Genomic DNA, 16,474 nt, shown 5'->3' on the forward strand with positions numbered 1-16,474 from the left:
CACTATGCTCAAATTACTTTGATTGCCTATTGAATTTCAAATCGGTAACGGACAGGTGATCTGCCTGTCAGTGCTATACTCCGACTATCGGGCTGGCTCCCTCCGATATATGCTTCAAAAATAACCGGCTCGACAACGGCTGCGCCTTCCTCATCAACCAGAGCCAGTTCTTTATCTGTCAGGCAGAAGATCACCAGACATTCCTCACCAGGTTCCAGGAATACCTTCCTGAATCCTTTTAGTTGCCAATTGGGTGTACGGAATGATGCATCCAGAGCCTTCAAATATAGCTGAACCGTTTCTTCTCCCGCATAATTCCCTGCGTTCTTCACCAAAATGTTCAGGTATGCGGATTGCCCTTGCGCATAAATCATTTTCTCCAAGTCCACGCGTTCGTATTGGAAGGTAGTATAACTAAGCCCGTATCCGAACGGATACAAGGCTTCCTGCATCATATACCGATAGGTTCGATTTTCCATGCTGTAATCGCAAAAATCGGGGAGCTCTTCAACGCTTCGGTAGAAAGTAACTGGCAAACGCCCGGAAGGATTACAATCTCCGAACAACAAAGACGCTACTGCTCTTCCCCCCTCTGCCCCTGGATACCAAGCTTGCACGATGGCCTCGACATGCTCGTCAGCCCAATTAACAGCTATTGCGCTTCCTGATAACAAGACAAGGATAACGGGCTTGCCCACCTCATGAATCGTCTCTAGCAGATCTTGCTGGAGACCTGGCAGCTGAAGGTGCTTGCGGTCGCCGCTTGCATATTCATTTGATACGTCGCCCTCCTCCCCTTCCAAGGAAGCATCAAGTCCCAAGCAAATCACGACAACATCTGCTCGCTCTGCAGCCGAAAGCGCTTCTGCAAAGCGATCCTTGGGTTCGGCCAGCACCTCGACGCGATCCTTGTAAAGATGACAGCCCTCCGCGTAATAGATTCGCGTTCCAGGCTGGACAGCTTCGCGTATCCCGTCCAGCACCGTATAATACTGGGAAGCTGTGCCGCAGTAGTTGCCGACCAACGCCTGGCGGCTGTCTGCATTCGGGCCGATGACAGCTATGGAGCGAACCGCATCGCGCTTGAGAGGAAGAATGCCGTCTTGATTTTTGAGAAGCACCATCGATTTCTCGGCAGCCAGACGAGTGCATGCCAAGTGCTCCTCACACTCCACTACCTCATAGGGAATCGACGTGTACGGCACATGCTTCTCGTCATCCAGAAGCCCTAAGCGAATTCTCGTCTCCATTAAGCGCGTGACGGAAATGTCGATGGTTTGTTCGGTAATAAGCCCTTGCTCATAGGCGGATTTCAGATTCAAATACACATTACCGCAGTTCAAGTCGCAACCATTGTTCAGCGCCAGCGCCGCCGATTCCTCTACCGTACGAGTTACATGATGATGCTCATGGAAATCCTTGATTGCCCAGCAATCAGAGACCACATGACCACGAAAACCCCATTCTCCGCGCAAAATTTGCTTGAGCAGCGTTTCGCTTCCGCAACTAGGCTCCCCATTGACTCGATTGTAAGCACCCATGACGGCTTCAACATGCCCATCAATTACACAATCCCGAAAAGCAGGTAAATACGTCTCGTACAAATCCTTTTTGGATACAATTGCATTAAAGGAATGTCTCACCTCCTCCGGGCCGCTGTGTACGGCAAAATGCTTGGCGCAGGCCGCCGCTTTCAAATATAGCGGATGATCTCCTTGCAGCCCTTTAATGTAGGCTACACCCAATCTGCCAGTTAAATAAGGATCTTCGCCATACGTCTCATGCCCTCTTCCCCAACGCGGATCGCGGAAAATATTCACATTAGGGGACCAGAAGGTCAGCCCCTTGTATATGCCACAATCCCCTTGTCGCTGGAATTCATGATGCTTCGCTCTTCCTTCGCTCGCGATGATATCGGCAATTCGCTCAACAAGCGCTACATCAAAGGACGCTGCGAGACCGATGGCTTGCGGAAACACAGTGGCGACCCCGGCTCTTGCTACTCCGTGAAGCGCTTCATTCCACCAGTTATACCGCGGAAGGCCCAGTCTCGGTATCTCCGCTGCGTTGTAAAGCATCTGAGAAATTTTCTCGTCAAGTGTCATTTGAGAAACGAGCGTTTTGGCCCGTTCTTTAACCTCCGTGTTATGATCTGTCGTATTTCTTGACATGTCTGCTATCTCCCCAGACTTATTCATTTTTCTAACCTTTGACCGCACCCGCCGTCATACCTTCCATAATTCTGTTGCTCAGGATAAAGAAAATGAGCAAAATCGGCAAAATGCTGATCATCAGCGTGGCACCTATAGCTCCCCAATCGGTCGTGTACTGACCGACGAAATTCTGGACACCTACAGTCAGCGTCTTCAAATTGTCCGAACTGATAAATGTATTGACAAATATAAATTCATTCCAGTTGTAAATCATATTAATAATCATTGTTGTGGAAATGGCGGATGACGTCATAGGCAAAATGATTTGGAAGAACATTCTTGGAACCGTGCATCCATCCATGACTGCCGCTTCCTCCACTTCACGTGGCAACACTTGATAGGCGCCCAGCAGAATCATCAAGGTGATGGGGAGATTAAAAGCAATATAGGACAGTACAACGGAAAGCGGATGATCCTTCAAGCCAATATTGCTAAACAAGTTGAACAAAGGAATCAGGGTGGAATGCACAGGTATCATCATACCGACCATAAACAATCCAAGGACCAAGGAGTTAAGCCGCCATTTCATCCGTGTGATGGCATAGGCTGAAAAGCTGGCCAATAGGACCGTGAACATGACAGACACCGCAGTAATCCAGACGCTATTCAGAAAATAACGGCCGATATTGGCATCCGTCCAAGCCTTCGCGTAGTTTTCCCAATGCGGGTGCGTAGGCAGAGAAAATGGAGGAAGATTAAATACTTCCTGATTGCTTTTGAGCGAAAAAAATAACAGCCAAATCAGAGGAAGAAGCTGCACGAGAGCCAACCCTGATAAAACGATGTATAATGCCGGAATGCCAACTCGTACCTTCATGAATTCCTTCCGCAATGGGGTGACGGCTATGTGTGTGTTCATTGCGACTCCTTTCTTACACCATCTCTTCTTCGATTGAGTTTCAAATTATGCCTGGATATTAGTATTGGATGGTTTCTTTAGAAGCCGTAAATATTCGAATCAGCCATGTAACCGCCAAGCAAATGAGCAGCAGGAAGAAACCGACGGCACTCCCATAACCAAAGTCAAAGCCTTTGAATGCAAGACGGTACATATAGGAGGCCATTACCTCGCTGGCTCCATTCGGACCTCCATTGGTCATAACATAAATAAGATCAAAATATTTGAGGGACCCGACAACGGCCAGGACAATCGTAACTTTGAATACCTCGGCGACCAGAGGCAGCTTGACAGACCAAGCGGTCTGGAGAGGTCCCGCACCGTCAAGCGTGGCGGCCTCAAGCAGCGAGGATGGAATATTTTTAAAAGCTGCATAATAGATAAGAATGTAAAATCCGGCATACTGCCAAAGAATTGGTATGAATATCGCAAACAGTACAAGCTTTGTATCCGCCAGCCAAGAAGGCGGATTATGCACGCCGACAGATTCCAGAAAAGCATTAAGGATCCCGTTTGTCGGATGGTAAATTTTGAGCCAAAGCTGGGCAATAGCCACCGATGACAACAGCATAGGAATCAAGTATATTTTACGAAAAAGATTGGTGCCTCGTATTCGACTGGTCAGCACCAAAGCCACAGCCAGATAAACGACCAGACTCAAGGCCGAAAATAAGGCGAGCAGTAAGGAATGTTTGGCGCTGTCCCAGAATTGGACGTCCCCAAGCAACGTTCGGTAATGTGCTAATCCAATAAAGGTTGGTGCGCCAATACCGTTCCATTTTGTAAGCCCATAATAACCCGTAAGCACTATTGGCGTATAAATAAGACCGAGAATCAACAGCAGAGACGGGAGAACAAATAACGCGATAATCTTTTTATTGGACATTACTTTGTCCATAAGCCGTTTCTCCTTTCGCTTGTTAACAAGGGAAGGGACATCATCCCTATGATCTGTCCCTTCCTGTTTTTTTTCTACAGCGGAATAATTATACAACTGAAGGTTTTCACCCCCTGTTTATCGAAGTAATAAGGTAACCATTACTTTAAAAACAGGGGTTTCTAATGCGTCCAAAAAATCGAATTGTACCTGAAAAAACAATATATTTTCGTCCTGAAATTACGAACTGCCCTCACTGCGAGGCAAAACTTACACGAGCACATGCAGCATGGAAAAAGAAAATTGCTACTTTACATGGCGTAATTTTCGCATGGAGCATGTCCTACCGCTGTCCAAACGAGCAATGCCTTCATTTCGGTACGCTTTTCCGATCCGCAGAAGCAGAAAAACTCTGCATGAAATTCACAACATACGGTTTCGATGTATTGTGTCTTGTTGGAGAACTTCGCTTTAAACATCATATGACACGTCAAGAAATTGCTGACGAACTAAACCGCCTCGGTGTCAAAACGACAGATCGAAACGCGCAGATGCTGTATGAGCGGTATCTTGCACTACTTGGCGCAAGTGTTGATCAACATGTCCGTGAAGTATTAAAAAGCGTTTCTGAACAAAACGGAGGCTTACTGCTATCCATGGACGGTGTTCAACCTGAGAAGGGGAATGAAACACTTTATGTGATTCGTGAAGTGTTCAGTGGCACTGTACTGAGTGCGAAAAATTTAAAAAGCAGCTCCTCTGAAGAACTACAAAATCTTATTCGTCCCATCGTCGAGCTTGGCTATCCTATTATTGGCATTGTGAGTGATGGACAACAGTCTATTCGTCTAGCATTTGAAACCTTGCTGCCCCATGTTCCTTACCAATACTGTCAATACCATTACCTAAAAGACATTGCAAAACCTGTTGTAGATCTAGATCGTAAACTTAAAACAGAGATCAAGAAGAGCCTTCGTGGGATTCGAGAAATTGAACGAAAAATAGAATCTCAGAACTCCGTAGAGACCGAGGTAGCTAAGGGGTACATTGCCTCAGTACGGTCTTTGCTGCTAGAAGACGGAAATCCGCCGCTGGATCTGCCAGGAATGCGAATTTACCAAAATGCCAAAGCCATTCAGGCCTCACTTGAACAGTGCCTGAGTAAAAAAGGGGCCCTCCATACTCCAATCCATCGTCAGAATATTTAGTAAACTCAACACATTCGAGAATCAATTTCAGGAAGTATGCCGATGGATGGATCCAATTCGGCGCATCGTCTCTGCGTTAGAACCGGCTGAAGATAAATCCAGCAGCACGGTGCGCAAGAAAATGGAAGCCATTCTAGAGTGGTTGTGGAGAACTTACGACCGGGATACAGATGTTTCCATGGTAAAGAATGTGACGAGCTACACAAAGGGTTTCTGGAAAGGTTTATTTTCTTGTTACGATCATGGCCACTTACCTCGAACGAACAATGATCATGAACGGTTTTTCAGGCAGACGAAGACCCGTCATCGACGGATGACAGGCCGTCGGAGCTGGAATGAATACATACTTCGCAATGGAGAGTACGTAGTGCTTGTTGATGATGCATTACAACAGGAAGACTTGACGAACAGGTTAAGTCTTGTTTCTTATGAAAATTACAAACAACAAAAAGAACGCTGGAACAACAGACTGAACGAAAGTGTGCTGCGGAGAAGATTTAGAAAAGATCCCCTAGCTTACCTCCAAAACCTTGAAAACAAGCATAGTATGTTGGTTATTCCGCTGTAGTTTTTTTACACGGGGGCTTTCATCTTCGACGGCCGATTATTCCTTCGCCGCTTTGTCTAGCGCTTCCTCATGCTTCTTGGCGAATTCCTCAGGAGAAACAGCCTTACCAAAGAGCGCCTGAATCATATTCAGATGAGCCTCCGCAGCGGAAGGTTTCATCTGGACATCGGCAAACAGTGTGATGTTGCTGGCATTGTTCAGCTCATTCAGAAGGTCAATGTACAATTGAGGAAGCTTGACAGCGACGGTGTCCACTTTGGTTGCGGGAATGACGCCGGCTTCGGTGACAGCGACCTTGCCCCACTGCTCCACGAAATATTCCACAAATTTCTTCGCCTCAGCCTTAACTGTAGAGTTTTTGGCAACATAGAGTCCAGCGCCAGGACCACCAACCCAACTGTTTACATCGCCTTTACCACCGTTTAATGCCGGAAACTTGAAGAAGCCAACATTATCCTTGAATTCCTTAGGCACATCCGGATTGGTTGTGAAACTGGGCAACTCCCAGGTGCCCATCAAGTACATAGCGGCTTTTCCGTTCATAAACTCGGACTTGCCTTCATCGTAGGAGAGACCGTTGAAGCCTTTATTGAACGCGTTCAGATCAACGAGACCCTGAACATCTTTCGCCGCTTGAATCAGACTTGGCTCTTCAAATGAACCGGTCCTTGCGATGGCCTTCTTCAGTGGATCGTTGCCGCCGATCCGGTTCGCCATGTACATGTACCACAAGGAACCTGTCCAACGGTCTTTGTTGCCCAAAGCAATGGGGACGACATTATTCTTTGTGAGCGTTTTCACAGCATCCAGGAATTCATCGTAGGTTTTTGGAACCTGTAGATTGTTTTTGGCGAAAATCGCTTTATTGTAATATACGGGAACGATGTTAAGCTCGACAGGTAAACCATAGGTTTTGCCATCAACAGAATAAGCCTCGGTGGTGCCAGAAACGAATTTATCCTTTAGTTTGTTATTCAATACATCGTCTAGAGGCTCGAATAGACCGCCCTTTACATAAGGCTCCAGAAAGCCAGCCGCAAAAGTAAAGCCCACATCCGGCAGTTGGTTCGACGCCGAAAGAACCTTCAGCTTGCTCTTGTACTGTTCATTTTCAAGGACTTCTGTCTTTACGGTCACGTTCGGATTAGCTTTTTGATAATCGTCGATTATGCGGGTTAAGACGGCATTCTGTTGTTTAAAGCTGCCAGCCGGCCAGGAATGCATAAAATTGATCGTTACTTTGTCTGCTTTGCTTCCTGCCGGAGTTGCCGCTGTTGATGCCACCGGAGATTTGGCGGGGTCGGAAGTGCTGCCCGAATTCTTGACAGACCCACAGCCAGTTAAGGCAACTGCACCCAGTACGCTTAGAGCCATAAGTCCTGTAAACGCTTTTTTTACCACTAGTATTTCCCCCTTAATATTCAGTAAGTGAAGAGCGGAAGCGGACAATCCCTTGCTTCTTTCATATCGTACCATAGTCTTTCAGCACGAATAAGGTAGGTGCCATTAGGTAAAGTTCTCCGATTCTTAGATTTCATCCCGCCCAATATCCGCAGTTCCCTCCGTCATCTGCTTTCGGAATTGGCCTGGACTAAATCCGGTATATTTTTTAAACACCTTAATAAAAGACTTACTGTTCTGGTATCCTACCTGCTCAGCAATTTCATGGACGGGAAGATTGGTCATAAGCAGCAGTTTCTTTCCTTTCTGGAGCATCCGTCTGGATGTATACTCACTGAAGGTGAATCCGATTCGTTCCTTGAACAGATGGCTGAAATAGCTGGCATTCAGATGAACATGATCGGCAACCTCTTTAAGACTTAGTCCCTCGCCGAGGTGTTCCTCTACATATCGTATTGCCTTCTCAATCGGCTCACAGACGGACGCTTGCCCGCCGTTTAACTCGAGCAACCTAGTATCCACCACTTTCTCCAAAGTCGACTGCAGTTCCCTTGTTTTCTCCAGTTCCATCGCCTGTTTCACGGCTTCTACCAGCACCCGTTTCTCAAGCGGCTTCAAGAGGTATTGCACCACCCCCAGTTCGATGGCTTGCTGCGCATAATCGAAGACGGCATGGCCGGAAATGAGAATCACAACCACCTTAAAGCCTCCTTCCCGCAGGTTTTCCACCAATTCAAGCCCACTGATTTCTGGCATTCGGATATCTGTGATGAGCAGATGGATGGGATTCTCTTTCATGATGGTCGCCGCTTCTATAGCGCTTCCCGCCGTCATTACCCGAATCTCGCCCGACCATTCGGCTTCCAACGTCTTCCTTACCCCTTCGCGAGTTCTCGGTTCATCATCCACGATCAGTACGGTTCGTATTGTTCTCATCATATGTCTCTCTTTCTATCGGAATTTCAAAACGCACGGTTGTTCCAACCCCCGGTAAACTCTCTATGGTCAGCTCACCTGCAGTCACTCCATAATAGAGCTCCAGTCTTCTTTTCACATTACGGATACCTAGCCCGGTCCGCTTAGAACCGATGGATGTTCCAGTAGTGATGGAGAGCAAAAGCTCCTTTAATACAGTCTCCTCAATTCCGGTTCCGTCATCTTCTATAGTAACTTTCAGATGAGAACGCTCAGGGGAAGGTTCGATCCGAACTCGGAGAGTGCCTCCTCTCACCCGCTTCTCAATTCCGTGGACTATGGCATTTTCCACTAAAGGCTGTATGATTAGCTTGGGCACGGGGACATTTCCGTATTCCTTCACACTATCAATTGACCAGTCTAGACGGGAGCCCAACCGCGACTTCATAATTTGCAAATACCGTTCGATATGCTCCAGCTCATCGCGTATGGTAACCCATTCTTGACGGCCCGTAGCCGAAATGACATAACGGAAAATATGAGATAGGGCGATGACCAAATCCGCCAGTTCATCCTCACCTTTATCCGATAATGACCAGTAAAGCGCTTCTAATGTGTTATATAAAAAATGGGGATTAATCTGCGCCTGAAGTGCTTTCAGCTCAGTTTGGCTCTGTAGCAGCTCCTTTTCGTAAACCAGCCTGATCAGTTCGTTAATGTTATCCGCCATCTGGTTATACGTATAATTCAGCTCCTGTAGCTCCATGGTCCGAGAGCCGTGGGAAATCCGCTTTAAAATCCCGTCTCTTGCCCCCCTCATCGTCTTGATTAATCGGAGAATTGGTCTGGTAATAAGACTTGATACCAGATAGGAAAGAAGAAGAAACAAGAGAAAACCAATGAGACCCGATATCAGCAAAACGTTGCGCAGCACCGAGATGCCTTTGGTTACTTCCTGCATAGGTGTAAGGATAATAAGACTCCAGCCGGTTTCAGAGGATTTTTGACTGATCATCATGTATTCAATGCCATTCATAGTCACATATGGGCTAGATCCACGAAGTAGCTCGGACTGATCGGGTGTTATCGTAAGGTTTGAAATGATCGGGAGCCCTTGAGGATCCATCAGCACCAAAGCCTCCGTCTGATTGCCCCCCGTAGAGGGTTCGCGAGGCACGAAGACGCTTCGATCCATGCTGACGAGCAGGTAACCCCCTGATGAGAACCAGCGATCAACAAGGCTTATTCTTCGAAGAGACAGTACATGGTCCGGCTCATCGGGATCCAGACCAATCCATAGCGGTCTCCCCTTTAGGTCATCCGCTCTCCAAATCCATTCTTTTTTTACTCTGTTATCCAAACGTTGTTCATCCAGAGGAAAGAGTTTGAGGTAGTCCATGGTATATAATTCAATCCGGTTAACTCCTTTCGAATATGTCTGGTAGTGCCCAACTGTACGGGCAAGTTTCTGTCTTTGGGAAAAATCCGGAGTATTGCCGTTCAAATTGTTCTGTAGCAGCTCCTGCACATAAGTATCGGTCATGATTTGAGCCGTCAAAGTATCCATCTGCCCGATTAGCGCATCAAGTCTTCCGTTGGCTTGCACAGCTGTCTCCTGGATATGTTTGGCTGCACTCTTTGTTAGAAGTTCTGAGACACTGCTGTAAGTATTGATGCCAAAGACGAACAAGACGATGGTCATAACTAACATAAATCCTATTAAGATTTGGTTGCGCAGCGTATTGTAGGGCCAAAATTTGGAGAACATCGCTCCATTCCTCCTTCTGTTAGGGACATCTATACGTCTGAGCAAAGACTACTGGATTTTTTATAAAAATAGCAATCGACTGATGTGCGAAGATCACAAGAATCTGTAACAAATACACAAAGAAATAAATATCCCATTAGGATGAAACTAAAGAAACAAATTAGTCGCTATACAGTACTTATCTTCCAGGTACTGTATAGCGACTATGAGATTCTACTTACCTTCAATTAAAGTTGGTTTATTGCAAGATCGCTTTAGTTACAATGGCAAGATCTATAATCTCAACTTTGCCGTAACAGATGACCTTTCTGCGTTCAAATAAACCAACCAATTGAATGTTTAACACCTAAGACTTTTCCCATCTAAACACTCTCGAGCTCCATTGCCGACGGACTAAAATTATATATAAGCAGACCTGTGCGAATTTTACAGATCTGCCTAAAGATGAAGAGAGGGTTAGTCCAAGCTCTTCAGTATGTTCGCTTAACCCTTACCGAATCCAGGCTTCGTCGTCTATAATTACCGCCCGGCATTCCGAATAAGTCATTATGCTTACCTCGCATTCATTTTGTTGCCAGATGCAAGAAGCTCCACGGTTCGACGAAAACGTTCATACTTTTCTCTCTTTTTACACAAAATCGATGTATCCTAATCTTAGTTTCCCGTCCTAACAAAAGGAACAACAAAAAATTAAGTTTTCTCTAAAAATTAAATAAAAGAACCTCTGAACAAATGGGTAATTGTCATATATAGTAGCCTTCTCGTAGATCATCCGAGCGGTTATTCCAAATTTACCAAAAAGGGGAAATCCACCTATCGGTTCGAATCTCCCTATTTAAAAATGTACGCCGACCATTGGAGTTGAATGGTCATCACAGAAGTCGTATTGTTAAAAAAGTCGCTATACAATACTCATCGTCCAGGTACTGGGTTGCGGTGCAAAGCTCTGGTTCATGATAACATCATTGAAATGAAGTCATGGGATGGAGCAACTTACTTTGGAAGCGATATTGAATGTATTTAAATGGAAGCAATATGAATCGGCAATCATTTTACAAACGGTGAGATGGTATTTGAAATATAGTTTAAGCTATCGAGATATAGTTGAAATGATGAGTGAGCGAGGATTAAAGATTTCCCATACGACGATCATGAGATGGGTCCATGAATTTGGACCTGAAATCGACAAACGAATCCGTCCCTTTTTGAAACCTACAAACGACTCATGGCGGACATACGAAACCTACGTCAAAGTCAAAGGTCAATGGAAGTATTTATATCGGGCAGTTGATGCTAGGGGTAAAACCATTGATTTTATGTTATCTGGAAATCGGGATATGCAAGCAGCCAAACGCTTCTTTACAAAGGCTTTGTCCTCTCCTCATAATCAAATCCCACGTGTAATCACTTTAGATAAAAATCCAGCTTATCCACCAGCAATACAAGAATTATTAAATGAGAAATTTCTACCAAAGGAAATCTTGATTAGACGGACAAAGTATCTAAACAACATTGTGGAGCAAGATCATCGATTCATAAAGAAAATTACAAAACCGATGCTTGGTTTTAAAACGTTTCTAACTGCAGAACGGACGTTGAAGGGAATCGAGGCTATGCATATGATTAGGAAAGGGCAGGCTGTTGATAATTAATCTGCCCTCTCAGCTGTTGAATGGCTCAATAAAGTATTTGGTCTAGCGGCATAGTTAACGTACAATTTGTCGGGTAGTTGCTATCTTTTCTAATTTTTGCACCACAACCGGAATACCTAACGGTCTTAACTTCCCATTCTCCTTCTCAATGTAGTGCCTTCGCACAGGGGCAGGCTTGTACCGCCCTTGTTGCAATAACCTTTGGAGCTCCCTCAGGTTCATGTTCACATTCTTCTCGAACATGGCAATGCTTACGCCATCGATTCCGCCGCTTCCTTGATTCTTCCTCACGGATAGCCATGCTTCGTACAGATTTTCTATTTGGTATACTTTATCGATCAGGGAGTAATATCGTCGTTTCGGTTTCATTGGTGTTTCACCACCTTTACCGCTACTCACCAAACTGGTCTTGTTTCCGCTACAGATGATCGATTCCTTGTGCTTGTTCCACGGGCGTAACAAATGCGTCTTAGACTCATTGTCAATCACTCTGTTGGTCCGCCGTGTACTCAGGTCGCCAGTAGTCCTTATCCGTTGGCGTTCTTCGCCATTGGCGGGACGCACCCACTTGGAGCTACTCTCGTTAGTTTAAGGCGCTTACGATCTCCACTCACGCAAACTCACAGACTTTGACGAAGCACGTCCCCTTTGCCTCTGCCTTCCCTCTTTTGAAGCGGAAGCAGGTTATGCGACTGAGTTTTCTTTCTCGCGCGCATACTCATCTGAGTTTCCCCCTCCAGACGGTTACCAGCTTTCATCGGCTCGGACTTACTCGCTACTACGGAACGATCCGCCATCTCGCAGCCCATCGATTCAGCTTTCCCTTTAAGGTTATACCTCCCCTACCTTGTCCGCATTTGCGTCAAGGAAGCTACGAGACTTCCCTCAGTCATCTGCACATTCTATTCCATCCATCCTGACCCTAATCACGTCGATGAGCCTTGCAGGTCATATCCCTTTGTTTGTTTTCCTGCAAGATATACATATTTGCATAAGTTTCCCCGTTTGTTTGGCGGGTCACCCAACATCGCCGCCACCTCTGGTTCACCGCATTCCGGGCTGGATTTTGCCTGCAGGCCCTTCGGATTCCCTCTCACGAAAGACACCCTGCCAGTCCTAACCCTGCTGGATTAGGACCTCTACTTCGGCTACGGCACTTTAAAGGGTAAAGTTACCGAGTGGATTTGAACCACTTAGATTGTGCGACTGTGAGGCGCACAATCAAACCGGCACTCCATCGGAGTCCCGGTGCTTGCATCCACCTATCAAAGCTCACTCAACCGCCCATCATGAAAATGCACAACCCGCTTCGCCTGCTGCGCAATCGCCAGATCATGCGTAATCAAAACGATCGTCCTGCCCTGCTCATTCAAACTCTTAAAAATCTCCAAAATCTCCACACCCGTCTTCGAATCCAGCGCTCCTGTCGGCTCATCTGCTAGAATAATCGAAGGATCGCCAGCCAAAGTCCGGGCAATCGCAACCCGCTGCTGCTGCCCGCCGGACAGCTCCGAAGGCAGGTGTCGTCTGCGATCCACTAAGTCAACCGCATCCAACGCCTGCATAACAAGCGGCTCCCGCTCTTTCTTGCTCATGCCCCGATATATTAACGGCAGTTCCACATTCTCGTATGCATTGAGCCGTGACAGCAAATTAAAGCTCTGAAAAACAAACCCAATCTTCCGATTTCGTATTTCAGCCAACTGAGCATCCTTGAGACGATTAATGACCTTCCCATCCAGCACATAATCTCCATGATCCGCAATATCTAAACACCCAATGATATTCATCAGCGTCGACTTCCCCGATCCCGACGGCCCCATAATCGCCACAAACTCACCATGATCAATTTTCAGGGAAATATCATCCAACGCCCGAATCATTTCCCCGCCCATCACATAGTTCTTACTCACATGTTCGATCTGGATTAAGGTCATTCCCTTCGCCTCCATTACTTGAGCCCAAATAAATGAAGTGTGCGACTTATCAACCTAATCTACCTTACCGCTTCGCCTTATAAAATTCATGATACAGCTTCATGAGCGCCCGCTTCTCAATCCGTGATACATACGAACGTGAAATCCCCAACTCCTTCGCAATCTCCCTCTGCGTCCGCTCTTCTCCTCCAAGTTCCAGCCCAAACCGCCCTACCACAACTTCCTTCTCTCGATCGTCCAAAATCTCTAAGTTCCGGTAAATTTTGCTCTTCTCTATCTTGAGCTGCACCTTATCCACGACATCGTCGGCTTCCGTGCCGAGGATGTCGATCAACGTAATTTCATTCCCCTCTTTGTCCGTTCCGATGGGATCATGCAAGGACACATCCTTGCGCGTTTTTTTTAACGAACGTAGATGCATTAGGATCTCGTTCTCGATACAGCGTGCCGCAAATGTCGCCAGCTTAGTGCCCTTATTCGGGGAGAACGATTCGATCGCCTTTATCAATCCGATCGTCCCGATCGAGATCAAATCCTCGAGATCTTCCCCAGTATTGTCGAATTTTTTTACTATATGTGCCACAAGTCTTAAATTGTGTTCAATCAGTTTATTCCTTGAATAATCATTACCTTCGGCCATCAGTCTAAGATGCTTTTCTTCTTCTTCCTCGGTTAAAGGCTGTGGAAACGCATTATTTTTGACATAGGATACAAGTAAGGTTAACTGTTTGATTAATACAGCAATTGCACTGAAAATCCCAGGCATTCCAGCCACCCCCTCATATGATTGCGGATCTTAGCTGTTTCGGAAGCCTCCGCTTTCAAGACTAGTATTAGTCTATGTGGGTTTGTGCCTAGAAGTGCCTGTACGGAATAAGTTACGTGAATAAGTCTTCTGGAATTTCTATCGCCCGCCTGCAGCTCGATGCTTCCGCTTTACAAAAATTATCGGATAAACTGAGTTACCCATAACATCAACTTGTTGTTTGGATTAACAAATCCCCTTTTGTTTGTATCCAGGGATGATATTCTTCTCATTTCCTCCTGTGATAAACGGAAATCAACGATGTCCAGGTTCGCTTTTAGCCGTTCAGGATTAATTGATTTTGGAATGACGGAAATACCCCGCTCCAGATTCCACCTTAGCATGACTTGCGCCGTCGTTTTACCGTACTTCTCCGCAATTTCCTTCAGTACAGGATGATTAAATAATTGCTGATTTCCATGTCCAAAAGGGCCCCAAGCCACGTGCTGGATCTGGTTCTTCACCAAATACTGATGCAGTTCTTCCTGCTGCAGAAAAACGTTCGTATGAATCTGATCGACCGCAGGGACAATGGTTCCATGCTTCAAGACATCCTCCAGATGATTACGTTCAAAGTTAGATACACCAATCGCTCTGACCTTACCCTCTTTATATAATTGCTCCATCACTTCCCAGCTCTCTATATACTTAGGGGATGGCCAATGAATCAAATAAAGATCGAGATAATCCGTTTTCAGCTTCTTTAAGCTGGTTTCAAACGCTTGCTTTGTTTTTTTGCCATGATCTGAATTCCATAGTTTGGTTGTAATGAATATATCCTTACGATCTACCCCCGACTTCTGAATCGCACTGGCGACAAGTTCCTCATTGTGATAAAAGGCTGCAGTATCTATGTGTCTGTAACCATTTCTCAATGCCCAAACGATTGCATCCTCATGCTGATTTTTCATTTGATACACGCCCAAACCAACCTTAGGCATCAAAACCCCATTATTCAAAACGTAATTTTCCATATAATCATCCTCCTACTCATTCCTGTTATAGACTGAAGTGAGTCAGTCGGCTCGAATAGCATTCCAGCAGCTTTTTTCAATACCGGCAATAAGCTCCGGACTCTCCTCTAATTTCCCGTGCTGAATTTCCTTGAAGAAGCTGACAAATGCGCCATAAACCACACATATCAATGCATTTGCAGGCAGTGGGCTAACTACCCCCTGCTCTTTTCCCTCTTCTACAATAGCTGTCAAAAAACTCAAAAAGTCTTGGAACTCCTTCTGGCTCTTTTCATTCAAATAGTAGGCATCAGCATGTGAATCAATAAAAAGAAGCGTATAAGCATTGTTTTTTACAAATGCAACCATTTGATAAAATACGTGTCGGAACTGCTCCCGGATCGTACTGGAGAACGGAAAATCATTTTTTATAGTCTCTGCAAACTGTGTAACTACTTTTTGAAACAACGAGTTGACCAGCGCCTCTTTATTTTCGAAATATCGATAAATCGTACCCGCTCCTACGGCTGCCGTCTCCGCAATCATAGGTACCGTTGTTCCGTCGTAGCCTCTTTCTGCAAACAGCTTTAAAGCCGCATCATAAATTTCCTCTTGTTTATTGCTGGACAAACTTTTCACCTCATTTTCGGAATGAATATTCATTCCTCATTATTATAAAACTAACTTTTCTTTATATCAAACGTGAAAAAATGTGCAAAAAGGGCCGATCCTACGGTTAAAAAACCGCAGATCGACCCTCTTCATAACTTATGACAGATTAATTCACGCTGATCGCGTCAATGAGCAATACCGCATACGTGCTGTCTTTGTGCACGAGCTTGATGTATTTGGCATTCGTCAGATTTGCCCCAAAGGCGCTGAGCGGTATTGAGATGTCGCTGTAGCTTCCTCCGACCGTTCCGTAGCTGCTGATCGGCCCGACCGTATGATCCGTTCCGTCATTCAACACGACGTCCCAATGCTGTGACGTATCGGAAGGATTCCAGTCCCTGATCCGCAGCACCAGGTTCGTATGGCCTGCCAAACTCCGATTAATGTTTTCCTGGAAGTATTGCCCTGCTCCGCTGGAGTTAAGGACGATATTGCCGACACTGTCGGAACCATAGTAAGCGCTGTCGATGACCCAGCTGATGCTTTGACCCAAGTCGTTTACTTTATTGTTGAAGTTCGTTGCGTTCGCGAACGAATCGATCGTGACCGTGCCGGTCGATGCCGCTGGCGTCGCGCTCGCCTGGTTGGAATTACCGCTCGTTCCCGC

Annotated in this window: 17 protein-coding genes; 3 read left to right on the forward strand and 14 right to left on the reverse strand. The window is 45.8% G+C overall.

Translation table 11 applies throughout. The features are described 5' to 3' along the window. Nucleotides 1-26: 26 nt before the first annotated feature. The 3 genes from GC097_RS02715 to GC097_RS02725 all read right to left on the reverse strand — a co-directional run bounded on the left by GC097_RS02715 (nt 27) and on the right by GC097_RS02725 (nt 4,009). Complete coding sequence (locus GC097_RS02715) at nt 27-2,171, reverse strand: glycoside hydrolase family 3 C-terminal domain-containing protein (protein WP_171681818.1); 2,145 nt, start codon at nt 2,169-2,171, stop codon at nt 27-29. A 31-nt stretch (nt 2,172-2,202) separates the two neighbouring features. Further along, complete coding sequence (locus GC097_RS02720; RefSeq protein WP_246293909.1) at nt 2,203-3,030, reverse strand: carbohydrate ABC transporter permease; 828 nt, start codon at nt 3,028-3,030, stop codon at nt 2,203-2,205. Between the two features lie 100 nt (nt 3,031-3,130). Then, nucleotides 3,131-4,009, reverse strand: a complete 879-nt coding sequence (locus tag GC097_RS02725) for a carbohydrate ABC transporter permease (RefSeq protein WP_171681820.1) — start codon at nt 4,007-4,009, stop codon at nt 3,131-3,133. A 164-nt stretch (nt 4,010-4,173) separates the two neighbouring features. Here GC097_RS02725 and GC097_RS02730 point away from each other — a divergent pair, with 164 nt between their 5' ends. Together GC097_RS02730 and GC097_RS02735 are read left to right on the forward strand one after the other, a co-directional pair. Next, nucleotides 4,174-5,196 carry a transposase gene (locus GC097_RS02730; RefSeq protein WP_171681821.1) on the forward strand — a complete coding sequence of 341 codons (1,023 nt, stop codon included), beginning with the start codon at nt 4,174-4,176 and terminating at the stop codon, nt 5,194-5,196. 46 nt (nt 5,197-5,242) lie between these two features. After that, nucleotides 5,243-5,764, forward strand: coding sequence for an IS66 family transposase (locus tag GC097_RS02735; RefSeq protein WP_171681822.1), 522 nt, complete (start codon nt 5,243-5,245; stop codon nt 5,762-5,764). 36 nt (nt 5,765-5,800) lie between these two features. Here the strand turns inward: GC097_RS02735 and GC097_RS02740 are convergent, their stop codons facing one another. The 3 genes from GC097_RS02740 to GC097_RS02750 all read right to left on the reverse strand — a co-directional run bounded on the left by GC097_RS02740 (nt 5,801) and on the right by GC097_RS02750 (nt 9,848). Further along, complete coding sequence (locus GC097_RS02740; protein ID WP_312875600.1) at nt 5,801-7,165, reverse strand: extracellular solute-binding protein; 1,365 nt, start codon at nt 7,163-7,165, stop codon at nt 5,801-5,803. A gap of 126 nt (nt 7,166-7,291) precedes the next feature. After that, entirely contained in the window at nt 7,292-8,101 is an 810-nt protein-coding gene (locus GC097_RS02745) for a response regulator transcription factor (RefSeq protein ID WP_216625629.1), read from the reverse strand. Beyond that, on the reverse strand, nt 8,067-9,848 hold the full coding sequence (locus GC097_RS02750) for a cache domain-containing sensor histidine kinase (protein ID WP_171681823.1): 1,782 nt from the start codon (nt 9,846-9,848) through the stop codon (nt 8,067-8,069). The genes GC097_RS02745 and GC097_RS02750 overlap by 35 nt, the downstream gene beginning before the upstream one ends. Nucleotides 9,849-10,831: 983 nt before the next feature. Here GC097_RS02750 and GC097_RS02755 point away from each other — a divergent pair. Further along, nucleotides 10,832-11,500 (forward strand): IS6 family transposase, encoded by a 669-nt coding sequence (locus tag GC097_RS02755; protein WP_171681824.1) that lies wholly within the window; start codon nt 10,832-10,834, stop codon nt 11,498-11,500. Nucleotides 11,501-11,554: 54 nt separating this feature from the next. On the opposite strand, the gene GC097_RS02760 is transcribed toward GC097_RS02755, so the two are convergent. The 8 genes from GC097_RS02760 to GC097_RS02795 form a co-directional block, all read right to left on the reverse strand. Continuing rightward, nucleotides 11,555-11,869, reverse strand: a complete 315-nt coding sequence (locus GC097_RS02760) for a reverse transcriptase family protein (RefSeq protein ID WP_171681825.1) — start codon at nt 11,867-11,869, stop codon at nt 11,555-11,557. Between the two features lie 251 nt (nt 11,870-12,120). Further along, complete coding sequence (locus GC097_RS02765) at nt 12,121-12,309, reverse strand: hypothetical protein (protein ID WP_171681826.1); 189 nt, start codon at nt 12,307-12,309, stop codon at nt 12,121-12,123. A gap of 117 nt (nt 12,310-12,426) precedes the next feature. After that, nucleotides 12,427-12,606, reverse strand: a complete 180-nt coding sequence (locus tag GC097_RS02770; protein ID WP_157036847.1) for a hypothetical protein — start codon at nt 12,604-12,606, stop codon at nt 12,427-12,429. A gap of 159 nt (nt 12,607-12,765) precedes the next feature. Further along, nucleotides 12,766-13,437 (reverse strand): ABC transporter ATP-binding protein, encoded by a 672-nt coding sequence (locus tag GC097_RS02775; protein WP_171681827.1) that lies wholly within the window; start codon nt 13,435-13,437, stop codon nt 12,766-12,768. Between the two features lie 64 nt (nt 13,438-13,501). Further along, nucleotides 13,502-14,203 carry an RNA polymerase sporulation sigma factor SigK gene (gene sigK / locus GC097_RS02780; RefSeq protein WP_127452517.1) on the reverse strand — a complete coding sequence of 234 codons (702 nt, stop codon included), beginning with the start codon at nt 14,201-14,203 and terminating at the stop codon, nt 13,502-13,504. Nucleotides 14,204-14,382: 179 nt separating this feature from the next. After that, nucleotides 14,383-15,216, reverse strand: a complete 834-nt coding sequence (locus GC097_RS02785; RefSeq protein ID WP_171681828.1) for an aldo/keto reductase — start codon at nt 15,214-15,216, stop codon at nt 14,383-14,385. Nucleotides 15,217-15,258: 42 nt separating this feature from the next. Then, nucleotides 15,259-15,825: a TetR/AcrR family transcriptional regulator gene (locus GC097_RS02790; protein WP_171681834.1), complete on the reverse strand. Its 567-nt coding sequence runs from the start codon at nt 15,823-15,825 to the stop codon at nt 15,259-15,261. Nucleotides 15,826-15,973: 148 nt separating this feature from the next. Continuing rightward, nucleotides 15,974-16,474 (reverse strand): hypothetical protein (locus GC097_RS02795; protein WP_171681829.1); only part of this gene is annotated, 501 nt, incomplete at its 5' end.

It is taken from the genome of Paenibacillus planticolens, from assembly GCF_013141725.1.
GTDB lineage: Bacteria > Bacillota > Bacilli > Paenibacillales > NBRC-103111 > Paenibacillus_E > Paenibacillus_E planticolens.